The 22531-nt window shown below is 69.7% G+C and carries 26 protein-coding genes; 13 read left to right on the top strand and 13 right to left on the bottom strand.

The window, feature by feature from the left end:
* Both HWX58_RS14480 and HWX58_RS14485 read right to left on the bottom strand, forming a co-directional pair.
* The coding region (locus tag HWX58_RS14480) for a beta-propeller fold lactonase family protein (protein WP_175988921.1) at positions 1-342 on the bottom strand (342 nt) is incomplete at its 3' end.
* Positions 343-517: 175 nt separating this feature from the next.
* Positions 518-1801 (bottom strand): adenylosuccinate synthase, encoded by a 1284-nt coding sequence (locus HWX58_RS14485; protein WP_175988923.1) that lies wholly within the window; start codon positions 1799-1801, stop codon positions 518-520.
* Positions 1802-2252: 451 nt separating this feature from the next.
* Here HWX58_RS14485 and HWX58_RS14490 point away from each other — a divergent pair, with 451 nt between their 5' ends.
* Genes HWX58_RS14490 through HWX58_RS14530 form a run of 9 tightly spaced genes read left to right on the top strand, consistent with a single transcriptional unit; the run spans position 2253 to position 9126 of the window.
* Positions 2253-3218 (top strand): AAA family ATPase, encoded by a 966-nt coding sequence (locus tag HWX58_RS14490; RefSeq protein ID WP_175988924.1) that lies wholly within the window; start codon positions 2253-2255, stop codon positions 3216-3218.
* A gap of 21 nt (positions 3219-3239) precedes the next feature.
* On the top strand, positions 3240-4127 hold the full coding sequence (locus HWX58_RS14495) for a DUF58 domain-containing protein (protein ID WP_175988926.1): 888 nt from the start codon (positions 3240-3242) through the stop codon (positions 4125-4127).
* Complete coding sequence (locus tag HWX58_RS14500; RefSeq protein ID WP_175988928.1) at positions 4114-4602, top strand: hypothetical protein; 489 nt, start codon at positions 4114-4116, stop codon at positions 4600-4602. Before HWX58_RS14495 ends, HWX58_RS14500 begins: the two co-directional genes overlap by 14 nt.
* Positions 4593-5579, top strand: a complete 987-nt coding sequence (locus HWX58_RS14505) for a VWA domain-containing protein (RefSeq protein WP_250646280.1) — start codon at positions 4593-4595, stop codon at positions 5577-5579. The genes HWX58_RS14500 and HWX58_RS14505 overlap by 10 nt, the downstream gene beginning before the upstream one ends.
* Positions 5576-6616, top strand: coding sequence for a vWA domain-containing protein (locus tag HWX58_RS14510; protein ID WP_175988930.1), 1041 nt, complete (start codon positions 5576-5578; stop codon positions 6614-6616). The genes HWX58_RS14505 and HWX58_RS14510 overlap by 4 nt, the downstream gene beginning before the upstream one ends.
* Positions 6613-7383, top strand: a complete 771-nt coding sequence (locus HWX58_RS14515) for a hypothetical protein (RefSeq protein WP_175988932.1) — start codon at positions 6613-6615, stop codon at positions 7381-7383. The genes HWX58_RS14510 and HWX58_RS14515 overlap by 4 nt, the downstream gene beginning before the upstream one ends.
* Entirely contained in the window at positions 7377-8462 is a 1086-nt protein-coding gene (locus HWX58_RS14520) for a hypothetical protein (protein ID WP_175988934.1), read from the top strand. The genes HWX58_RS14515 and HWX58_RS14520 overlap by 7 nt, the downstream gene beginning before the upstream one ends.
* Positions 8463-8495: 33 nt before the next feature.
* The gene (locus tag HWX58_RS14525; protein ID WP_250646281.1) at positions 8496-8726 is read left to right on the top strand and encodes an AbrB/MazE/SpoVT family DNA-binding domain-containing protein; all 231 of its coding nucleotides are present in this window, start codon (positions 8496-8498) and stop codon (positions 8724-8726) included.
* Positions 8710-9126: a PIN domain-containing protein gene (locus tag HWX58_RS14530; RefSeq protein WP_175988936.1), complete on the top strand. Its 417-nt coding sequence runs from the start codon at positions 8710-8712 to the stop codon at positions 9124-9126. The genes HWX58_RS14525 and HWX58_RS14530 overlap by 17 nt, the downstream gene beginning before the upstream one ends.
* A 19-nt stretch (positions 9127-9145) precedes the next feature.
* On the opposite strand, the gene HWX58_RS14535 is transcribed toward HWX58_RS14530, so the two are convergent.
* From HWX58_RS14535 to idi, 11 genes are read right to left on the bottom strand one after another with little or no spacing between them, the layout of a single operon-like run.
* Positions 9146-9727 carry a hypothetical protein gene (locus tag HWX58_RS14535; RefSeq protein ID WP_175988938.1) on the bottom strand — a complete coding sequence of 194 codons (582 nt, stop codon included), beginning with the start codon at positions 9725-9727 and terminating at the stop codon, positions 9146-9148.
* A 29-nt stretch (positions 9728-9756) separates the two neighbouring features.
* Entirely contained in the window at positions 9757-10458 is a 702-nt protein-coding gene (locus tag HWX58_RS14540) for a ZIP family metal transporter (RefSeq protein ID WP_175988940.1), read from the bottom strand.
* A 41-nt stretch (positions 10459-10499) separates the two neighbouring features.
* Complete coding sequence (locus HWX58_RS14545) at positions 10500-11723, bottom strand: ferrochelatase (RefSeq protein WP_175988942.1); 1224 nt, start codon at positions 11721-11723, stop codon at positions 10500-10502.
* Complete coding sequence (locus tag HWX58_RS14550) at positions 11720-13240, bottom strand: SDR family oxidoreductase (RefSeq protein WP_175988944.1); 1521 nt, start codon at positions 13238-13240, stop codon at positions 11720-11722. Before HWX58_RS14550 ends, HWX58_RS14545 begins: the two co-directional genes overlap by 4 nt.
* Entirely contained in the window at positions 13237-14121 is an 885-nt protein-coding gene (locus HWX58_RS14555; protein WP_175988946.1) for a prenyltransferase, read from the bottom strand. Before HWX58_RS14555 ends, HWX58_RS14550 begins: the two co-directional genes overlap by 4 nt.
* Entirely contained in the window at positions 14114-14401 is a 288-nt protein-coding gene (locus HWX58_RS14560) for a lycopene cyclase domain-containing protein (RefSeq protein ID WP_250646282.1), read from the bottom strand. The genes HWX58_RS14555 and HWX58_RS14560 overlap by 8 nt, the downstream gene beginning before the upstream one ends.
* 43 nt (positions 14402-14444) lie before the next feature.
* Positions 14445-14768, bottom strand: coding sequence for a lycopene cyclase domain-containing protein (locus HWX58_RS14565; protein WP_175988948.1), 324 nt, complete (start codon positions 14766-14768; stop codon positions 14445-14447).
* The gene (crtI, locus tag HWX58_RS14570) at positions 14765-16396 is read right to left on the bottom strand and encodes a phytoene desaturase family protein (protein ID WP_250646283.1); all 1632 of its coding nucleotides are present in this window, start codon (positions 16394-16396) and stop codon (positions 14765-14767) included. Before crtI ends, HWX58_RS14565 begins: the two co-directional genes overlap by 4 nt.
* Positions 16393-17262, bottom strand: coding sequence for a phytoene/squalene synthase family protein (locus HWX58_RS15225; protein ID WP_250646284.1), 870 nt, complete (start codon positions 17260-17262; stop codon positions 16393-16395). Before HWX58_RS15225 ends, crtI begins: the two co-directional genes overlap by 4 nt.
* Positions 17259-18338, bottom strand: a complete 1080-nt coding sequence (locus HWX58_RS14575) for a polyprenyl synthetase family protein (RefSeq protein WP_175988951.1) — start codon at positions 18336-18338, stop codon at positions 17259-17261. Before HWX58_RS14575 ends, HWX58_RS15225 begins: the two co-directional genes overlap by 4 nt.
* Complete coding sequence (gene idi, locus HWX58_RS14580; protein ID WP_250646285.1) at positions 18331-18903, bottom strand: isopentenyl-diphosphate Delta-isomerase; 573 nt, start codon at positions 18901-18903, stop codon at positions 18331-18333. The genes HWX58_RS14575 and idi overlap by 8 nt, the downstream gene beginning before the upstream one ends.
* A 105-nt stretch (positions 18904-19008) precedes the next feature.
* On the opposite strand from idi, the gene HWX58_RS14585 reads away from it, so the two are divergent.
* The 4 genes from HWX58_RS14585 to HWX58_RS14600 all read left to right on the top strand — a co-directional run.
* On the top strand, positions 19009-19524 hold the full coding sequence (locus HWX58_RS14585) for a MarR family winged helix-turn-helix transcriptional regulator (RefSeq protein ID WP_175988953.1): 516 nt from the start codon (positions 19009-19011) through the stop codon (positions 19522-19524).
* Positions 19525-19627: 103 nt separating this feature from the next.
* Entirely contained in the window at positions 19628-21061 is a 1434-nt protein-coding gene (gene argG, locus HWX58_RS14590) for an argininosuccinate synthase (RefSeq protein ID WP_175988955.1), read from the top strand.
* Between the two features lie 142 nt (positions 21062-21203).
* Positions 21204-21815, top strand: coding sequence for a TetR/AcrR family transcriptional regulator (locus tag HWX58_RS14595; protein WP_175988957.1), 612 nt, complete (start codon positions 21204-21206; stop codon positions 21813-21815).
* Positions 21812-22531, top strand: a 720-nt coding sequence (locus tag HWX58_RS14600) for a YhgE/Pip domain-containing protein (RefSeq protein WP_250646286.1), incomplete at its 3' end; no start/stop codon positions are given. The genes HWX58_RS14595 and HWX58_RS14600, both read left to right, overlap by 4 nt.

Consider the following 22531-nt stretch of genomic DNA (forward strand, 5'->3'; position numbering starts at 1 on the left):
GACCCGGCCGTCGCCGTAGCAACTGGCCACGAGGTACCCGCCGTGCGGCGCGACGGCGAGGTGACAGACGCCGTCGCCGACCTCGACGGGAGCGCCGAGGGCAGTCAGCGACCGCTCACCGCTGCGGGCGAACGCCTGCACCGTGCCCGATCCCTCGAGCCCGGCGTAGACGACATCGAGCGTCGGGTGCGCGGCGAGCCACGACGGCGAGGCCGCGGCTGTCACGGCTCCCCGGTACGCCAGAGTCGTCGGCTCGCGGCCCTCGTCGCCCTCGAGCAGGCCGATGCCGGTGGCATCCCCGTCCATGTCGGGGCCGTAGCCGCCGACCCAGAACCGCGTCACACGTGCATCCTCACGCTCGAGCCCTCCGACAGGGGACGCAAGTGGTCGTATCCCCGTCGCTCAGGCGACAATTCACGACCCCTCGCTCGCCGCGCGGTTCGGGAGGGGGCGCATCTGGTCGCCTCTCCGTCGCTGAGGCGACGATTCGCGACCCCTCACGCCCTCGCCCATCACGTCAGACGAGGTCGTGGCGGACGATCACCTGGTCGCGCTCCGGACCGACGCCGATGACTGAGATGCGGGTCTTGCTCATCTTCTCGAGCGCGAGCACGTAGTCCTGCGCCGTCCGCGGCAGGTCGTCGAACGTGCGCGCGGTGGAGATGTCTTCCTTCCAGCCCGGGAAGTACTCCAGGATCGGCTTCGCGTGGTGGAAGTCAGTCTGGTTCACGGGAACATCGTCGAAGCGCTCGCCGTCGACGTCGTACGCGACGCACACCGGGATCTGCTCGAGGCCGGTGAGGATGTCGAGCTTGGTGAGCACGAGGTCGGTGATGCCGTTGATGCGCGTGGCGTAGCGGGTGATCGGGGCGTCGTACCAGCCGACGCGGCGGGGGCGGCCCGTCGTCGTGCCGAACTCGAAGCCGGCCGAGCGCAGCCAGTCGCCCTGCTCATCGAACAGCTCGGTCGGGAACGGGCCCGAGCCGACGCGGGTCGTATACGCCTTGACGATGCCGACGATGCGATCGAGACGCCCAGGTCCCACCCCGGAGCCGGATGCCGCGCCCGCCGCTGTCGCGGTGGACGAGGTGACGAACGGATAGGTGCCGTGGTCGATGTCGAGCATGGTCGCCTGGCCGCCCTCGAACACGACGACGTCGCCGCGGTCGAGCGCCTTGTCGATGAGTTGTCCGGTATCGGCGACCATCGGACGCAGCCGCTCGGCGTAAGACAGCAGGTCCTCGATGATCTCGTCGCACGTGACGGCGCGGCGGTTGAAGACCTTCACGAGCAGGTGGTTCTTCTGCTCGAGGGCGCCCTCGATCTTCTGGCGCAGGATGTTCTCGTCGAAGAGGTCCTGGACGCGGATGCCGACGCGGTTGATCTTGTCGGCGTACGCCGGTCCGATGCCGCGGCCCGTCGTGCCGATGTTGCGCTTGCCGAGGAAGCGCTCGGTGACCTTGTCGAGCGTGCGGTGGTACTGCGTGATGATGTGCGCGTTCGCGCTCACCTTCAGCTTCGAGACGTCGATGCCGCGTGCCGACAGCGCGGTGAGCTCGTCGAAGAGAATCTCGAGGTCGATGACGACGCCGTTGCCGATCACCGGTGTGACGCCGGGAGAGAGGATGCCGCTGGGCAGCAGGTGCAGCGCGTACTTCTCGTTGCCGACGACGACGGTGTGACCGGCGTTGTTGCCCCCGTTGAACTTCACGACCCAGTCGGTGCGGTCGCCGAGCAGATCGGTCGCCTTGCCCTTGCCTTCGTCGCCCCACTGGACGCCGACGATAACGATTCCTGGCATGGGTTGTCCCCCTTGCTTTCGCCGGGTTTGCACCGGCCGATGAGCTGGCCCTCTTCGGGCGGATCCATCCTATCGGAGGGGGTCCGACGCGCCGCGGGCGGTGACCGCTGCACTGACCGCAGGTCAGGATCCGTGACGACCTGGTGGCCCTCCTTCCGACTCGCCGCGGCCGACGGGAACTCCTACCCATCCCCAGCCCCGCCGCCACGGGCGCGCCCCGATTACGCTGGCAGGATGAGCGAGTCGAACGCCGCACGGACCGGAGTGCCCGCGCCCCTCCCCTCCGCCGCGCCCGCCCGCACCACGGGTCGCCGCACCCGCGACCCCCTCGACCGCCGCAGGAGCCGGGAGCGCCGCGACATCGACCGGGAACGCCGCGACAGCGACCGGGAACGCCGGCACAGCGACCAGCGCCGGCCCCGCCGTCGCGACGGCCCCGACCGACACCGAGATGCGCCGGGCATCCGGCATCCTCGATGTCATCTCGAAGGCGTACTCGGCGAAGATGGTCGGCCAGGAGCGGCTGCGCACGAGCCTGCTCATCTCGCTCGTCGCCGGCGGTCACATCCTCCTCGAGTCCGTCCCGGGCCTTGCGAAGACGACCGCAGCATCCACCCTCGCCGACACGGTCAAGGCGAGCTTCAAGCGCATCCAGTGCACCCCCGACCTGCTGCCCAGCGACATCACCGGCAACCAGATCTACGACGCGGCGACCGGCTCGTTCCGCACCGTCCTGGGTCCCGTGCACGCGAACTTCGTCCTGCTCGACGAGATCAACCGCTCAAGCGCCAAGACGCAGTCCGCCATGCTCGAGGCGATGCAGGAGCACCAGACCACGATCGGCGGCGAGGTGCACCCCCTCCCCAAGCCGTTCCTCGTGATCGCGACGCAGAACCCGATCGAGCAGGAGGGCACGTACGAGCTGCCCGAGGCGCAGATGGACCGGTTCCTCCTCAAGGAGATCGTCGAGTATCCGAGCCCCGCCGACGAGGTCGAGATCCTCGGCCGCATCGACTCCGGCGTGCTCGACCCCGACCGGCACGTCGCCGGCGCCGTCTCGCTCGCGGACGTCCAGGCCCTGCAGGCGACGGCGTCCAAGATCTACGTGGATGCCGCGATCCGCAACTACATCGTCGGCATCGCCTATGTCACCCGCAACCCCGCCCCGTACATCGGCGAGGAGCGCGCGCGGTTCATCAAGTACGGTGCCAGCCCCCGCGCGAGCATCGCGTTCCTGCAGGCGTCGCGCGCCCTCGCGCTGCTGAACGGACGATCGCACGTGCTGCCCGAGGACATCCGCACCCTGCGACACCTCGTCCTCCGCCACCGCGTGCTGCTGACCTTCGAGGCCGACGCCGAGGGCGTGCGCAGCGAGGAGATCATCGACGAGATCTTCTCCGTCGTCCCCACCCCGTAACCTCAGGCAGGCTCAGGGATCGTGGCAAGTCTGATCACCCAGGTGAAGAGCAAGCTCTTCATCCACTCGTCGCAGAAGTCGATGCACGCCCTCGACGGCGCGTACGCGTCGCTCCTGCACGGCCGCAGCCTCGATTTCGAGGATCTGCGCCAGTACGAGTACGGCGATCAGATCCGCGACATCGACTGGCGTGCGACGGCCCGCCAGGGCGAACCGCTCGTCAAGCGTCACCGCGCGAACCGGATGCACACGATCTTGTTCGTCGTCGACTCCGGGCTGTCGATGACCGCTCTCGCGCACGACGAGAAGCCCAAGAAGGACCTCGCGATCCTCGCCACCGGCGCCCTCGGCATCCTGGCGCTGCGCCACGGGGATGATTTCAGCGTCGTGCACGGCGACGCCGAGCGCATCCGCCGTCGTGCACCCGGACGCAGCGAAGGGGCCCTCGAGCATGCGCTGCGCACGCTCGACGACGCGATCACGACGGCATCCGCCCCCAGCGATCGCGACGCCCTGCTCGCCTTCGTCGCGCGCACGATCGCACGCCGGTGCATCGTCGTGATCGTGACCGACGACGCACCCGTGACCGACGAGACCGAGCGGATGCTGCGCCGCCTGCGCGTGCAGCACGACGTGCTCTGGATCACCCTTCACGACGCCGATCCCGTCCTGGCAGGGCGGTCTCACGCGGCCAGGGCCGACGTCGATTCGCACTGGACGATCCCCGACTTCGTGCACGGAGACGCGGCCGTCCTCGACGAGGTCGCCGCCCACGCGCAGGCGGATGCCGCGCGGCGTGACGCCCTCCTCGACCGGCTGGAGATCAGCAGGGCCGCGCTCGACACGCAGGATGCCGCCGTGGGCGCACTGCTGCGCATGCTGAATCGGAGGGCGCATGTCCGCCCCTGACGAGCTCTACCCTCCCGTCCAGTACGGCTGGGGCTGGATCCTGCTCTCCGTCGGGATCATCGCGGTGCTGATCCTCGCCGGATGGCTCGTCGTGCTCCTGACCCGCCCGAGGCGCAGCATCACCGTCGTCGGAGCACCGCCGGTGACCCCGCCGACGAGCGACATGCTGTCTATGCTCCGAACGGAATACACCACGGCGATCGACCGGATCGAGGCGGCCTTCCAGGCCGGAGTGATCGACGCCCGCGCGGCGAATCTCGAACTCAGCCGCTCCGTGCGCTCGTTCGTCAACGAGTACAGCGGCCTGGAGGCACCTGTTCTCGCCCTCGACGACCTCGTGCGGATGGGCGTCCGACCCGAGCTCGTCGATGCGATCGGCCGGCACTACTACCCGAGTATCTTCCAACGGGGCGCCGCCATCGATCCGCACGCCGGTGCCGAGGCCGCGCGGAAGGTGGTCGCGACATGGCACTAGCGAACGGGTGGGTGATCCTCATCGCAGCCGCGCTCGTCATCGCGGCCGTCGTGATCGGGCTGCTGATCGGGATCCGCCGCAGCGCACGGCACCGCGCGCAGGCAGGCGCACCGATCGCGCGGGCCGAGCGACTGCGCACACTGCCGTCGTTCCGACGGGCGGTGAACCGGCGAACGGCCGCTCTCGCCGGGATCCTGTCGCTGAGCGTCATCGCGGCGATCGTGGCCGGCGTCGTGGCGGCGCGCCCCCTGTCGTCGCAGACCATCCAGCCCGTGAACACCAGCCGCGACATCATGCTGTGCCTGGACGTCTCCGGTTCCATGAGCGACGTCGACGTCGAAGTGCTCAGCGTCTTCGAGGAGCTGCTGGACGGCTTCGAGGGCGAGCGGATCGGACTGACGATCTTCAACAGCTCCCCCGTGCAGGTGTTCCCGCTGACCGACGATTACGAGTTCATCCGCACGCATCTGCAGAGCATCCGAGAGAGCTTCGACTTCGTCGACGAGATCCCCGAGCACTGGGTCGGCACGCTCAACGGCCCCGGCGCGTCGCTCATCGGCGATGGCCTCGCCGCATGCGCCATGCGGTTCGACCATCAGGACGACGAGCGCAGCCGGTCGATCATCCTCGCCACCGACAACGAGCTCGCCGGAGCATCCATCGTCACCCTGCAGGAGGCGGCCGACTACGCGGCATCCACCGGCATCCGGGTGTTCGCGCTCAATCCCGTGCAGGGCGTGAACACGCAGCTCAGCGACGAGCTCGTCGCCGCGGTGCAGTCGACCGGCGGCGAGGCATACGGCCTGCGCGACACCACGACCGTCGCCGACATCATCGACGACGTGCAGGAGCAGGACGCCACCGAGCTGCGCGGTCAGGCGCAGGTGGTGCGGACCGACACCCCGAATGCGTGGATCGCCGTGCTGCTCGCGTTCGCGCTCGGCTTCGTCGTGCTGATGTGGAGGGTCAGACTGTGATCTTCCAACCCGTGCTCAACGTGTTCCTGCTGGTGCTGCTGTTCGCGCCGGCGTGGGGGCTCGCGGTGTGGATGCTGGTGCGCGCGGCGCGCGCATCCGGCGCTGGAGCGGGCTCCACGTCGTCGGCCGCCCCCTCGACGGGCGCCGGCGCAGGCTGGTGGGCGCTGCGCCTGGTCATGCTCCTCGCCTGCTTCCTGATGCTGCTGCGGCCGGGCATCCCCGGCGGCACGTCAGAGACCCTCGCGACGGACACCGACATCGTCATCGTGCTCGACACCACGGCGAGCATCGTGGCGGAGGACTGGGACGGCGACCGGCCGCGCCTCGAGGGGGTGCGCGCCGACGTCCAGTCGATCGTCGACGAGTACCCGGGGGCGCGCTTCGCGCTGATCACGTTCGACGCGACGGCCGAGCAGCGACTGCCGCTGACCACGGATGCCACGGCCCTCATGTCGTCGCTCGAGATCCTGCGCCCCGAGGTCACCTCGCAGTCGCGGGGCAGCTCGATCGGCATCGCCGCGGCCATGGCGCAGGAAACCCTCGCCGGAGCCGCGGAGCAGTCCCCGGAGCGTTCGCGGATGGTGTTCTACCTCGGCGACGGCGAGCAGACCGTCTCGAGCGACCCCGAGTCGTTCTCCGGCAGCGCCGCCTACGTCGACGGAGGATCCGTGCTCGGCTACGGCACGACGGACGGCGGCCCGATGAAGGTCACCTCGGGCTCGTTCAGCGGCGATCAGGGCTACATCGAGTACCAGGGCGAACCGGCCATGTCGGTCATCGACGAGGCGAACCTGCAGACGGTCGCCGAGGAGCTGGGCGTGCCGCTGCAGGTGCGGGATGCCGCCACAGCGATCGACCTGCCGGCGGCCCCGGCGACCACGACGAACCACGCCGAGAGCGGTTCGGTCGGCAACGTCATCGAGCTGTACTGGGTGTTCGCCGGGCTGATCGCCCTGCTGCTGTGCGTCGAGATCGCGCGCGCCGCGATGCTCGTCGTGCAGTTGCGCGGCCTCGCGATCCGCGGGGGTGACGCATGACGATCACGACCACGCAGGCGCAGCAGGATGCCGCGGCGGCACTGCTGGCGGCGAACAGGCGGCGGCGCAGCATCCGCCGCTGGATCGCGCTCGGCTCCCTCCCGATGACGCTCGCGGCGATCCTGCTCGTCGGCAAGCTGCTGAGCATGTACGGGTTCGCGCATCAGGCGATCTCGACCTACGTCGCCGGCGACTACGCCGGATCGACCGCAGCGGCCCGGGGTCAGGAGCTGCTGAACTGGTTCGAGCCGTACAAGGCCCCGTACAACGTCGGCACGGCGCTCGCCGGTGCGGACGAACTGGACGCGGCCAGGGCGAAACTCGAAGAGGCTCTGCCCCTGGCATCCGGGCTGGAGGTCTGCGCCGTCCGGGTGAACCTAGCGCTCGTGATCGAAAGACAGGGCGATGCCGCGCGCGCGGACGGTGACGGCGAGGCGGCGGCGCAGCTGTACGGCGAAGCCCTCACGGTCACGGCCGAGACGCCCGCGGAGTGCAGCAGCGACGAGGCGGATGAGCAGTCTCCCGATCCGCAGCGCGACATGAGCGACACGCTCGACGACCTGGAGGACAGGCTGCAGGAGAAGCAGCAGGACCAGAACGGGCAGCCCGCTCCGCCCGAGGACGAGGGCGAGCAGGAGCAGCCGACCGGCCCGGATCAGGACAAGCTCGACGAGCTGCAGGACAAGCTCGAGCAGGGCGCCGAGGAGCGTCAGCAGAACGAGGACGGCGAGGACGGCCCCGGCGGCGGGACGGACAGGCCATGGTAGATCCGAAGCGCGCGCGCTACCTCACGGGTGCCGAAGGTGCACCGCCGGTTCCCCCGCCCGGCGGGTATCACGGCGCCCGGCGCACGGCGGCCGCAGCCCCCGCACCGATCGTCGGCACGGTCACGGAGACGACCGAGAAGCAGTCCGCCAACGCGATCGGCTGGATCGCCCTGGTCGCCGCGATCCTCTTCGCCCTCGTGCTGCTCGGCGCGCTGCTGGCCGGCGGCACCGACCTGCTGTACGGCGTGACGATGCTGACGCTGCAGCTGGTGGTGCTCGGGGTCGTCGTCGCGGCGCTGTGCACCTCGCGCGGCCGAGTGCTCGGCGCATCCGCCCTGGTCATCGTCCTGCTGCTCAACGTCGCGACCGTGGGAGCGGCGAGCGCGCTGCAGACCTCGGCATCCGGCAGCTACGGCGGCGAGAAGACCGCCGAGCAGAAGCACGAGGAGGCCTACCCCGGCGTCAAGGACCGATCGGCGGATGAGATCCTCCTGCAGCCGTCGCTCGAGGAGGTCAGGGAGCAGAGCGACGCGATGCTCGCCGAGATCCGTCGCCGCCTGAGCGACCGGTTCGGGTACACGTGGTCCGAGATCGGCCAGGAGGATCTGCGCCCCGAGCGCAACGGCTACGGGGGCGAGTCGATGCTCGTGCAGTACACCTCGGTGCCGTGGGCGACGAACGAGCCCATCCAGGACTACGACCGCAAGCTCGAGGTGATGGGCGTGATCGAAGAGGTGGTCACGCAGTACGACATGTACGGACTGTACTCGTTCAACGATCCCTCCTCCAGCCTCGACGACACGATCCTGCAGAAGTTCTACGGGTCGAGCGACCCGCGCACCCAGCACACCTGGGAGTGGTACTCCGACAACTACCCCGACCCGCTGCGGTTCTACGCCGTCATCCACGACCTCTCGAACGATCCGGCGGGCGAGCTGCGCGCCGAGCGCGAGGCCGAGAGCGCCGGGTCCGGCGAACCGCTCGAGGGACTGCAGATCTACGTCCTCGCCCCCGAGCTGCTCAGCGACGCCGACCGGGCCGAATTCCAGGAGCGGATGCAGGAATACCCGGGGTTCTGACCGGGTGCGCCATTCGGGTGGTATTCTGATGGCATGAAGGCGACCATGGACAAGGCAGGGCGGATCGTCATCCCCGCTGTGCTGCGCGAGCGCTTGGGAATGGTGCCGGGGCCGGTCGATCTGATCATGGACGGCACCGGGATCCGCATCGAGGTCGAGATGCACGACAACGTGATCGAGAAGGACGGGCGGCTCGTGATCACGGGCGGCCCGGTCCTCACGCCCGAGCAGATCCGAGAACTGCGCCTTGCCGACCAGCGCTGACCTCCTCCTCGACACCAGCGCTGCCCTCGCGCTGCTCCGCGACGTGGATCCCGCGCACGATGCCGCGAACGAAGCGACGTCCGGAGCCGTCCTGGGCCTGGCCGGCCACGCGCTGATCGAGACGTACTCGGTCCTCACTCGCCTGCCCGGTTCTGCCCGCATCCGGCCCGAGCGGGTAGGCGAGATCCTCGAGACGGTGTTCCCGTCCTCGGTGGCGTTGCCCGAGCCGCAGGCACTGCGCGCGGCGCAGACATTCATCAACGCGGGAATCGCGGGCGGCGCCGTGTACGACGGGCTGGTCGGCCTGGCCGCGAAGGCGGCAGTTGTCACCCTGCTCTCGTGCGACCGCCGAGCAGAGCCGACCTATGTGCGGCTCGGGGTCGACTTCCGCATGATCTGACCGCGTCGGACGCGCTCGGTCATTCCGAACTAGATGCGCGATAGATGTCCGCGAACTCTTGATCGCATGGCGTGGCCATGTAGGTCTTGCGCCAGCCGTCGGACATCACCAAAGAATCTTCAGGGACGAGGAGCGTTCGCTTGCCGTCGGCCGCGAGCACGAGCTTGCCGTCATCCGCGAAGGACCACGCGCCCTCTCCGCTCACTGCTGTGATCTCACCGCTGAGGCACCGCCGACCGGCGACGACATCCACCCTGGACCCGAGGACGACCTCCTCGAGCACCGCGCTGCCATCCTCGTGCAGCGTAAATGACCCTTCTCGTTCTTCTTGTTGGAACGTCATGGGAAGACTGACTTCATCGTTGAATGACTTCAGCGCCAGCCTCGATCCCCAAAGCGCATAGACGGTGAACGTGAGCAGCACGCCGACGAGCAAGATCGTCACGGCCACCCACGTGCGGCTAGTGCGTGACAACCCGAGCGTACGACCGACTACCATGTACCCCACCACCGAGAGGATGAGGGTGACCGGGATACCGATCACGGGCGCGAGAACCGAGTTTCCTGCACCGGGTCCGCTCGGATCGAGATAGTTCAGCACGGACTCAAGATAGCAAGGCCGGCGAAAGCTCAGGAAGCGAGCGAGAGCCCCGCGGCGAGCGCGAAGCCGAGGACTGTGGCGAGCCCCGTCGACTCCTTCGCCTTGGACTGGGCGTCGGGCACCATCGAGTCCACGAGCATGACGAGCAGCGCACCGGCGGCGAAGCCGCTGGCTCCGGCGCGGAAGTCGGGGCCGACGGCATCCGCCAGCGCCGCACCCGCGACGGTCGCGAGCGCGCAGACCGCGGCGACACCCGCCCACAGCCAGAAGACGCGCGCACGCTTCATCCCGCCGTCCAGGAGGTCGGCGGCCGAGCCGATCGACTCCGGCAGGTTCGAGACGACGATCGCGATGACGAGGGCGACGCTGACGCCCTCTCCGGATGCCAGGCCGATGCCGAGGACGAGCTGCTCCGGGATGCCGTCGAGCAGTGCGCCCACCGCGAGCGGGCCGCCCGCGCCCTTCTGACCGGATGCCCGGCGCTCGACGATCCGGTCGGCGACGTAGTACGTCAGCGCGCCAGCCGCGACCCCGATGACGAGGGGGATGGGGCCGCCGAGGTCCAGGCCCTCCTCCCACAGCTCGAACGCGATGGACGCCATGAGGGCCCCTGCGCCGAAGCCCAGGACGATGCCGAGCAGACGCTGCGGCCACGTCCGCAGCATCGCGAGCACGGCCCCGACGAGCAGGGGCGCAGACGCCACGGCTCCCCACAGGATCGCCTCTCCCATGCACTCACCCTAGCCCCGGCATCCGTCCGCCGGCATCGGGCCTACGGCAGCAGCCCCGCGATCGCCGGTTTGAATCCGAGCCGCGGGTTCGCGCAGCATCCGCCTCGGCAGACGTCGAACCACGGTCCGAGCTCCGTCTCGTTGAGGCGCCGTTCGACCGGGATTCCGGCGATCCGTTCGCGGACGAGGTCGACCAGGGCGCTGACGAAGGCGGGATGGGTGCCGGGCGTCGGCGTCCGCACGAACCACAGATCGTGCTCGTCGGCGGTCTCGCGCGCCTCGGTGTCGAGGTCCCACATGACCTCCATGTGGTCGCTCACAAACCCCAGCGGCACGACGATCACGGCGGTGCGCGCGTCCAGAGCCTCGATCGCGTCGTTGATGTCGGGCTCGAGCCACGGCTGCGTGGGCGGGCCGGATCGCGACTGGAACACGAGCTGCCACGAGATCCCTGGGGCCGCCTTGGCGATCACCTCGCGCGCGACGGCCAGATGCTGCGCGACGTAGCCGCCGCCATCGACGCCCGCGAACGTCTCGCCGCCGGAGAGCGCGGCATCCTCGGTCGGGATGCTGTGCGTCGAGAACAGCACCTCGATCGCGTCGTCCGCGTGACCGGCCTCTCGCGCCCCGGCGAGCGCATCGCGCAGCCCGTCGACGAACGGGCGGATGAAGCCGGGATGCGAGAAGTACTGGCGCACCTTGTCGATCTGCAGGCTCTGCTGCAGCCCCGCGGCCTCCAGCGCATCGGCCCAGTCCTCTCGGTACTGCCGGCACGACGAGTACGACGAGTACGCGCTCGTCGGAATGGCGATCATCGTGCGGATGCCGTCGGCGGCGGCCTCGGTCAGCGCCTCGTCCAGGTACGGCGCCCAGTTGCGGTTGCCCCAGTACACGGGCAGGTCGATGCCCTCGTCTGCGAGCGCCGCGCGCAGCGCCTGCAGCAGCTCGCGGTTCTGCTGGTTGATCGGGCTCACGCCGTCGAAGTGCCGGTAGTGGTGGGCGACCTGCTCGAGCCGCTCGTCCGGGATGCCGCGGCCCCGGGTGACGTTGCGCAGGAACGGCAGCACGTCGTCCTGACCCTCAGGTCCCCCGAACCCCGACAACAGGATGGCGTCGTAGGGCATCGGGACCGCGGTGTGCTCCGGACCCGCGCTGGTGGCCCTCGTGGCGGAGGGGACGAGCTCCCCCTCCGCCCGATATGCCCCAGTGGCGGCGGCGGGTTTGGCCTCCCGCCGCTGGCTCGTGCTCTCGTCGCGCTGGTTCATCGTGCTCGCTCCTTCTCGCCCGTACCGGCATCCTCGGCGGGGCCCGCCTGGTCCGCCTTCTCCGTCTGCTCCGCCTCGCGCAGGATGCTCGCGGCCATGCCGTTGAAGATGATCCCGTGGAACGGCAGCAGCACCAGCCAGTACAGCCGGCCGCTGAGCCCCTTGGGGAAGTACACGGCCCGCTGGCGGTAGGTGCTCCCGCCCTCGGCGGGCTCCACCCCGAGCTCCAGCCAGCCGCGCCCCGGCATCCGCATCTCGGCCCGCAGGCGCAGCATCCGCCCGCGCTCGATGGACTCCACGCGCCACACGTCGATGACGTCTCCGCTGTTCACCCGCGAGGGATTGCGGCGGCCGCGGCGCATCCCCACCCCTCCGACGAGCCGGTCGATCCATCCCCGAGCAGCCCACGCGAGCGGGAACGAGTGCCAGCCCTTCTCGCCGCCGATCGCCTCGATGACGTTCCACACCGCTCCCGGTGACGCGACGCTGCGGCGCTCCCGCAGATCGGTGAAGACCGTGTGCCCGGCCCAGTCGGGGTCGCTGGGCAGCGGGTCGCTCGGAGCGCCGGGAACCGTCGCGCTCTGCCAGCTCGTCTCGACCTCGCCGTCGGCTTCGCGGCGCAGCGCGAGGCGCACGGCCGTGCGATACGGCAGCAGCCCCTCCCTCGGCGGCGGGATCACCTGGTCGATGTCGTGCTCGCCCACGACGCAGTCGTTCTGCAGCGACGCGATGATGGGCACCGCGATCTGGCGCGGAATGGGGCTCACCAGGCTCACCCACTGGGAGGCGAGCCAGGGCGTGAGGACGGGGAGGGCTGCGATGTGCCGCTGCGGCAGCCCCGCCTCGACCGCGTAGCCGTTCATCATCTGCCCGTAGCGGAGCACGTCGGGCCCGCCGATGTCGAAGGTCCGGTTGAGGTCGCCATCCACGCCGACTGCGTGCACCAGGTACCGCAGCACGTCGCGGACGGCGATGGGCTGCACCCGATTGCGCACCCAGCGGGGAGCCGGCATGTACGGCAGCACCTCGGTGAGGTGGCGGATCATCTCGAAGGATGCCGAGCCGGAACCGATCACGATCCCGGCCTGGAACACGATCGTCGGCACCGGGCAGGCGAGCAGCACGCGGCCGACGTCGGCCCGCGACGCCAGGTGCTCGGACAGGTCGTCGGTGTCGGGGTGCAGCCCGCCCAGATAGACCAGGCGGCGGACACCGGCCGCTGCGGCGGCATCCGCGAAGGTCTCGGCGGTCTGCTTCTCGGCCTTCCGGAAGCCCCGCCCTGCGCTCATCGCGTGCACGAGGTAGAAGGCGACGTCGACGCCGTTCATCGCCCGCCGGGTCGCGACGGGGTCGGCCAGGTCGCCCGAGAACACCTTCACGCGGCTGCGCCAGGGCACGTCCCGCAGCTTCCACGCCGACCTCACGTACACGCTGACGTCGTACCCGGCATCCAGCAGCTGCGGCACGAGGCGGCCGCCGATGTATCCGGTGGCTCCGGTGACGAGTACGCGGGTCATGCGAAGAGTCCTTCCGTCCAGCACAGGATCAGCAGCATCGTGATGCCGAATCCCACGGCGTAGTTGATGACGAGGAAGCGGCGCCAGGCACGATTGGCCGACGCCGACCGACCGTCGTCGATGTTCAGATACGGCGCGACGATCGCGATGTACGGCAGCACGGCGAGCGCCGCCAGGTTCGCCGGCCACGGCGCGAACAGCATGAGCAGGCCTGCGACGAGCCAGAGCCCGACGGCGATCCGCACCGTCGCAGCGGCGCCGAGCGCGGTCGCGATGGAACCGATCCCGGCATCTCGATCGGGGACGATGTCCTGGACTGCGCCGAACGCGTGACTGGCCATGCCCCAGCAGAAGAACGCGATCAGCGTGAGGATGAGCGCAGGCGTGAGCGTCGTGCCGGCGAGCGCTGCGGCGTAGAGCGCCGGGGAGACGAAGTGCGTGCTCGAAGTGATCGAGTCGACGACGGGGATCTCCTTGAAGCGGAGGCCGGGTACCGAGTAGGCGAGCACGGCGAACAGGCTCACGGCGAGGACGACCCACGACACCGGCCGGCCGGCTCCGAGGACGACGAGCGCGACCACGAACGCCCCGCCCAGGACGGCCGACGCCCACAGCGTCGCCCGGTGCAGGGAGGGAGGGAGCTTCGCCCCCTCGGCCCCGCCCTTGCGGGGATTGGCGAGATCGGATTCGTAGTCGAACACGTCGTTCACGCCGTACATCGCGAGGTTGTACGGCACGAGGAAGAACAGCGTGCCGACGACGAAGGCGGCGTCGATGGTGCCGGTCGTCAGCAGGTAGACGGCGGCGAAGGGGTAGGCCGTGTTGATCCAGCTCAGCGGCCGCGACGCGACGAGCAGGGTCCGGACCGCGTTCTCAGGCATCCGCCCTCCTCTGCGGTTCGCGCTCGCCGCCGAGCAACCGCCAGACACCGGCGAGCAGGAGGGAGCCGGCGATCGGGTAGAGGAAGTCCTCGACGGGCATGAGAGCGAGGCGGATGCCGGAGATGCCGTCCTCGCGATAGTCGAAGAAACCGGCGGCGATCATGATGTTGTCGAACACCGCGGTCAGGACGACGAGCACGACCGCCGCCGCAGCCCAGGACGAGAAGTACGCCCGGACAGCACCGGTGCGATGCGCGGCGGCTGCCCCGATGAGGAACACGACGATGCCGACGGCGAGGAACGGCGCGACAGCAGGAGGTACGTCATCGTGAACCCTCCCTGGTGCGCAGGCGCTGCCAGCCGCTCAGCAGGATCAGCGTGAGGTAGCTGAGGAAGACGAGGAACAGCAGCTCCTCCACGGGGAACTCCGGCGCCAGGAGCAGGCCGGTCGCCCAGTGCGAGTCGACGTGGCGGAAGACGCCGAGGGAGATGCCTGCGGCATCCCACGCGATGAAGAAGAGCAGTCCGATGACGAGGGCGGCAACGCCCGCGAGCGGACGCCGCCGGAAGACCAGCGCGTAGCGCAGGTCGAGCAGCACGAGACACGCCGTGCTGACCACCAGCGCGGCCGCGTAGACGAGGTTCATCGCACCTCCGCGCGCGATGTCCCGGGTTCCGCAGGCGTCGCCAGCGGGCCGGGGCCATGGTCGCCCCGCACATGCTTGAGCACGAGTTCGGCGCTGATCAGGCACATCGGCAGGCCGACCCCCGGGACCGTCGTCGCGCCGGTGTAGAAGAGCCCGTCCACGCGACGCGAGCGGGTCACGCCGCGGAAGAACGCACTTTGCGCGAGCGTGTGCGCCGGCCCCAGCGCACTGCCCCGGAAGCTGTTGAACTGCGCCGCGAAGTCGGCGGGTCCGACGGTGCGGCGCACGACGATGCGGGAGGCGAGATCGGGGATGCCCGCCCACTCGGCGATCTGCGCGATCGCGGCATCCGCGACGGCGTTCACGGCGGTATCGCCCTCCGTGCCGATCCCACCGTGCCCGATACCCACGTCCGGCGGCAGCGGGACGAGCACGAACAGGTTCTCCGCGCCGGCGGGCGCGACGTCGTCGTCGGTGGCGCTCGGCCGGCAGACGTAGATCGAGGGCGTCTTCGGCACCCGCGGGGCCGCCCCGAAGATCGCGTCGAAGTTGTCGTGCCAGTCGTCGGAGAAGAACAGCGAGTGGTGCAGGAGTTCGGGCAGCGGCCCCTCGACGCCGAGCATGACGAGCACGGCGCCCGGTCCCGAGACCTGGGCGTCCCAGCGCTTTGCGGGATACGAGCGGTCGGAGGGCGCCAGCAGCACGGTCTCGGTGTGGTGCTCGTCGACCGCCGAGACGATGATGTCGACATCCAGCCGCTGCGTCCGGCCGCCCCGCTCGACCTCGACGGCTCGTGCGCGCCCGTTCTCGCTGATGATCGCCGTGACGTCGTTGCCGGTGAGGATCTCGACGCCGTTCTCGCGGGCGAGCGCGGTGAGCGACGCGACGAATGCGCGGAACCCGCCGCGGGGGTACTGCACGCCGTCGACGAGGTCCATGTGGCTCATCAGGTGGTACAGCGCCGGAGCGTCGAACGGCGAGGTGCCGAGGAACACCGCGGGGTAGCCGAGGATCTTCCGCAGCATCGGGTCGCGGAAGCGGCGCGCGACGAACGACCACAGCGACCGGGACAGCAGCGGGACGACGGCGGGGACGGAGGCGAGCACCGCAGGAGATGCGAAGTCGCGCCATGAGGAGAACGGGTTGTACAGGAAGGAGCGCACCGCCGCCCGGTACGTCTTCGACGCGGAGGCGAGGTAACGGCGGGCACGGATGCCGGCGCCGCGCTCGCGGCTCTCGAACAGTGCGCCGGTGGCGTCGACCCCCGTGCTCACGTCGACGGGTGCCTGGGGGTCGTTCTGCCGGGGCTCGCCGTAGACGCGGTAGCCGGGCTGCAGCGGAACGAGGTCGAGCTGCTCGGCCGTCGTCGTGCCGAGCATCCGGTAGAAGTGCTCGAACACCTCGGGCATGAGGTACCACGACGGTCCGGTGTCGAAGGTGAAGCCGTCCTGCTCCCAGGCCCCGGCCCGCCCGCCGAGATCGGGGTTCTTCTCGAGCACGGTGACACGGTGACCGTCGCGCGCGAGCAGACAGGCGGTGGCGAGGCCGCTCACGCCGCCGCCGATGACGATGACGCGGGATGCCGGTCGCGCCGCTCGCCTGCCGCGAGCGCCCCTTCCCGTCCTCACGCGCGAGCCGCCTTCATGGCCAGGGCGCGCGTCAGGATGCGGGCCTTGACGGATGCCGGAACGCTCACCCGCGTGCGCATGAGCGTCGCCGCCGGGGCCGAGTCGATGCGGTCGGCGAGTTCGCCGAACATCGTCCTCGCGGCCCAGACCGCGGGTCGGCATCCTGCCGTCAGTAGAGGGATCGCCTCGTCGGCGGCCTGCAGATCAGCACGGATGGAACGGACGATCTCTCCCTTCGCCTCGTCGGTGAGCGCTGTCGATGTGCCGGGGAAGTAGGCGCGACCGAGCTGATCATGGTCCTCGGCGAAGTCGCGCAGGAAGTTGACCTTCTGGAACGCCGCACCCAGGCGACGGGCGCCGGAGCGCAGCTGCTCGCGCGCGGCCGCCTCGCGGGTCGCGCCCGCCTCGAACACGGCCAGGCACATGAGCCCGACGACCTCGGCCGAGCCGTGGATGTACTCATCCAGTCCTGCAGCATCGAGAGCCGAGGTGTCGAGGTCCCGGCGCATGGAGGCGAAGAACGGTCGGCACAGGTCCATGCCGATGCCGTGCGCGCGGGCGGTCAGGGCGAACGCGTGCACGACGAGATTGGTGCTGAAGCCGAGAGACAGGGCGCGCTCGGTGTCGGCCTCGAGTTCGTCGAGCAGGATGCCCCGGGTCGCGGCATCCACCCCGACGCTCTCGGCCGGGCCGTCGACGAGCTCGTCCGCGAGCCGGACCAGCGCGTAGACGTGGGCGATGTCGTCGCGCATGGCCGCGGGCAGGAGCCTGCTCGACCATCCGAACGAGGTCGAGTAGCGCCGGATGACCGTCGCGGCGCTGACGTCCGCGGTCGCGTTGTAGAGGTCGATGCCCGCGGCTCTCATGCGTCCCTCGCGCCGCACGCCCGGGTGATCGCGGCGAGTCGCTCGCGGAGGGCGTCGGGCAGCTCCGCCTCCGCGATCAGTCGATGGACCTCGTCGCGCCGCCCGGCGATGACGGATTCCACGATCGCGAGTGCGCCGGATTCCCTGACCACCTGACGCAGGCGCTCCCGCCCGCCTCGTCCAGTCGCGTCGCCGAACAGCGGCTCGACCTCGGACCATCCGGCGCCCGAGCGCGCACACGCGCTCAGCAGCGTCTCCTTGCCCTCGCGCAGATCGCTCACCGTCGACTTTCCCGTGCGCCCTTCGTCTCCGAAGAGGCCGAGCACGTCATCGCGCAGCTGATAGACCACGCCGATCCGCCGGGCGATCCCGGTGAGTTCGGCGATGACGGACGGCGCTGCGCCGGCAAGGATCGCCGCGAGCACGAGCGGCGCCTGGAACGAGTACGCGGCGGTCTTCTGCTCCATCATCGACAGCACCTCGTCGGGGCCGGCGGGCTCGAGGTGCATGCTCAGCCACACGTCGCGGTGCTCTCCGGCTGCGCTCTCGTGCACGGCGTCCTCGAACGCGTCCAGCAGCGCGTGCCGGCGCTCGGCATCGACATCGATGCGGGCGAGGAGCGAGTGGGCCCTCGTGAGCATGAGGTCGCCGGCGAGGATCGAGGATGCTTCGCCCCAGGCGCGCGCGTCGTCGTGGCTCGCGCCGAGCATCACGGCATCCATTGCGAACGCCCCCGTGATGTTCAGCTCGCCACGTCGGGTCAGATCACGATCGATCACGTCGTCGTGGATGACGAACGCCAGGTGGAGGAGCTCGACCGCGCACGCGGCATCCATCGCCGCCCGCTCATCGGACCCGCCCAGGGCCGCGTAGGCGTCCAGCAGGAGGCGGGGACGGAGCTTCTTCCCGCCCGCCGTCATGGCCGCGAGCGTGCTCCACAGGCGTTCGAACGCAACCGAGGACGACGGGGCACGGCGCGTCGCGGCAGTCAGCGCCTCGCGCAGTCGCTCGTTCAACGCGGTCTCGTCGGACGTGTTCTCATCGAACGCGGTGCGCTCGATGGTGCGCTCAGACATGGGCGCCCGCCGTGGTCGTCGCCGTCAGGTGCGGCGCGAGATCCGCGAGGTGCGCCACGAGCCAAGGGCTGAAGGCCCAGGGAGCGGCGCCCACCGCCGCCACGAGATCCGCCGGATCCACCCAGCGGAACTCGGCCACCTCGTCGGGATTCGGTTCCACGGCGGAGACCGCTCGGGCGACGAAGACGGGGCAGAACTCGTTCTCCTGGATGCCGGACGCATCCCGCGCCGAGTAGCCGAAGTCCGGCAGAGCGCAGACGATTCCTGCGACCTCGAGCCCCAGTTCGAAAGCGGCGCGGCGACGGACGGCGTCCTCCATGCTCTCCCCCGGTGCCGGATGACCGCACACGGAGTTCGTCCACACGCCCGGCCAGGTGCGCTTGCTCAGCGCCCTGCGCGTGACGAGCAGACGCCCTTGCGCATCGATGACGTGGCACGAGAAGGCCAGGTGGCGCGGGGTGGATTCGCCGTGCACGGTCTGCTTGTCGTGCATGCCGATGGGTGCACCGGCGTCATCGACGAGAACGACCATCTCCACCTCGACACCGCCTTCCTCGACTCCCATTTTTTAGCCAAGCGAGAAGTATGCCAAGCGTAACAGTTATGATGGGATCGCGCACCGTCGACAGAGAGAAGTCGATGAGAGGCAGCAGCGCAGAAGGGGGCGGTGATGCAGTACTTCTCGCGCGACTCCGACCTCGCCCACCGCTCCGACCTCACGGCTCAGGAGATCGAGCAGTGCTATCGCGTGCTCGAGGCGCTGCGCGAATGGCAGGTCGCATCCCGAGCGCTCGCCGAAGCATCCAAACGGTACATGAAGCTCAACGAGAGCGACATGCGCGCCATCCGCATGATCATCCGCGCCACCGAGAGCGGCGAGATCGTCACGCCCAAGGACGTCGCCCACGAGGTCGGCATCTCCAGCGCCTCGACGACCAAGCTCGTCGACCGGCTTGTCGCCGGCGGGCATCTCGTGCGCGTCCCGCATCCCCACGACCGCCGCACCACATGCCTCGAGGTCACCGAGAGCACCCGGCTCTCCGCCCATGAAACGATCGGCCGGCAGCACGCCAGACGCTTCTCGGCGGCGGCATCTCTCAGCGCGGACGACCGCGAGGCTGTGATCCGCTTCCTCGAGGCGCTCACCGACGCCGACACCCCTCAGGGCGAGCTCGCCTCGTCCTGACGCGACCGCATCGCGGCATCCCGACGCCGGACCCGCGCGCACGGCGCCCGCCCCCGCGTCACCCCACCAAGTCGCCGTGCCGCGCGCCGATAGACTGGAGGGCATGTCCAAGGTCCTGCAGTCCCTCCCCGTCGGCGAGCGCGTCGGCATCGCATTCTCCGGAGGTCTCGACACCTCTGTGGCGGTCGCGTGGATGCGCGACAAGGGCGCTGTCCCCTATACCTACACCGGCGACCTCGGGCAGTACGACGAGGACGACATCGCCTCGATCCCGGGCCGCGCGCTCGAGTACGGCGCCGAGGCCTCGCGCCTGATCGACGCGAAGACCGCGCTGGTCGAAGAGGGCTTGGTCGCACTGCAGTGCGGTGCGTTTCATATCCGTTCCGGCGGCAAGACCTACTTCAACACCACGCCGCTCGGCCGCGCCGTCACCGGCACGATGCTCGTGCGCGCCATGAAGGAGGACGGCGTCGACATCTGGGGCGACGGCTCGACCTACAAGGGCAATGACATCGAGCGGTTCTACCGCTACGGGCTGCTCGCCAACCCGCGCCTGCGCGTGTACAAGCCGTGGCTCGACGCCGACTTCGTCACCGAGCTCGGCGGTCGCCAGGAGATGAGCGAGTGGCTCGTCGCACACGGCTTCCCGTACCGCGACTCGGCCGAGAAGGCGTACTCGACGGATGCCAACATCTGGGGCGCCACGCACGAGGCGAAGACCCTCGAGCACCTGAACGTCTCGCTCGAGACCGTCGACCCGATCATGGGCGTGAAGTTCTGGGACCCGTCCGTCGCCATCGAGACCGAGGACGTCACGGTCACGTTCGAGGCGGGCCGCCCCGTCGCCATCAACGGCGTCGAGTACTCCGACCCTGTGGCCCTCGTCATGGAGGCCAACACGATCGGCGGACGCCACGGCCTGGGCATGAGCGACCAGATCGAGAACCGCATCATCGAGGCCAAGTCGCGCGGCATCTACGAGGCCCCCGCCATGGCGCTGCTGTTCATCGCGTACGAGCGCCTGGTCAACGGCATCCTGAACGAAGACACCCTCGCCACCTATCACGAGCAGGGCCGGCGCCTGGGCCGCCTGATGTACGAGGGACGCTGGCTCGAGCCGCAGTCGCTCATGCTGCGCGAGTCCATCCAGCGCTGGGTCGGGTCGACGATCTCGGGCTCGGTCACGATCCGCCTGCGCCGCGGCGACGACTGGACGATCCTCGACACGGTCTCCCCCAACCTGTCGTACGGCCCCGAGAAGCTCTCGATGGAGCGTGTGGGCGACGCCGCCTTCGGTCCCGTCGACCGCATCGGACAGCTCACGATGCGCAACCTCGACATCGCGGACTCGCGCGCCCGCCTTGAGCAGTACGCGGGCCTGGGCCTCGTGGGCGGCGCGACGGGCGAACTCGTCGGACGCGTGACGGCGGGCGAGGCATCCGAGATCACGGGCGCGGTGGAGGAGAGCGACGAGGCCCTCGCCGAGGCCGTGGATGCCGCATCCGAGGGTGCGGCGTTCGACTCCGGCACCGACTGACCCCCACGGTACGAGGAGGGCGGGTGCTTCGGCATCCGCCCTCTTCTGTGTGATCGTCAGCCCGCTTCGGCTTCCCCTTCCCTCGCTGAGAATTCACCGAACTATATTGCACATCACTGTGCAACATAGTTATCGTTGAACCATGACCCGCTCGCTTCGTTCCGACGCGCTCGCGAATCGCGCCGGCATCCTCGATGCCGCGCGCAGCACCCTCGCACTCGACCCGCACGCGAGCGTGGACGTCATCGCCCGCAGCGCGGGACTGAGCCGGCGCACCCTCTACGGCCACTTCGACGACCGCGACGCCCTGATCCGCGAGCTGATCAGCACGGGAGCGCAGCGGTTCAACGCGATCGCCGAGTCGGTCGCAGACGCCGACGCCCGCATCGCCCTCGCCCGGCTCACCGCGCGCCTGTGGCAGGAAGCCGCGCACGTGCAGTTCGCCGCCGCGCTCGCCCTCGACGAGGCCCACGTCGAGCACACCGCCGCCGCTCTCGCGCCCCTGCGCAGAGCCGTCGCGCAGCTCGTGCAGCGCGGCCAGGACGATGGCAGCTTCCGCACCGACATGGCGGCGCCCGCACTCTCGCGCCTCATCGAGGAGGTCGCGCGCACTGTCGTCGCCCGCACCGACGCTTCCAGCGTGCGTGCTGCGAGCCTCGCTGTCCGCACGGTGCTGAGCATCGCCGGACTGTCGTGGCGCGAGACCGACAGTCTTCTCACCGCCCACCCCGACGTCACGGAGACACCCGCGTGAGCGACCCGACCATCGACGCCAAGCCGAACGCCTGGAGCGTCTACCGCCGCGACCTCGGCCGGCTGGCCCGCGTCAGCAAGGCGTGGATCATCATCATCGGGGTCATCGTCACCCCGTCGCTGTATGCGTGGTTCAACATCGTCGCTTTCTGGGACCCGTACTCGAACACGCAGCAGGTGAGCGTCGCCATCGTCAACCAGGATGCGGGTGCCTCCTCCGACCTCACGGGTCACATCGACGTCGGCGGCGAGCTCGTCGACCAGCTGAAGCAGAACGACCAGCTCGGCTGGCAGTTCGTCGACGAGGACGATGCGATGGATGCCGTGCGCAGCGGTCGCAGCTACGCCGCGATCATCATCCCGCCCGACTTCAGCCGGGACTTCCTGAGCATCACCACCGGCGAGTTCACCCGCCCAGAGCTGAAGTACTTCGTCAACGAGAAGGCGAACGCGATCGCACCGAAGATCACCGACGTCGGCGCCTCGACACTCGACCGCCAGATCAACAGCACGTTCGTGTCGACGGTCGCAGAGGCGATCAGCGAGCAGCTGAAGGATGCGGGTCTGAGCGCAGAAGACCGCCTCAGCGACGCTCGAGACTCGACGGTCAGCGCACTCGACGACGCGACCGGGAAGGTCTCGTCGGCGCGCGACCGGCTCGGGGAGCTGCAGGCGGGCCCCGGCGATGCCGCCAAAGGCATAGACCGGGGAACCGGG

This window comes from Microbacterium tenebrionis (genome assembly GCF_903645325.1).
Classification (GTDB): domain Bacteria; phylum Actinomycetota; class Actinomycetes; order Actinomycetales; family Microbacteriaceae; genus Microbacterium; species Microbacterium tenebrionis.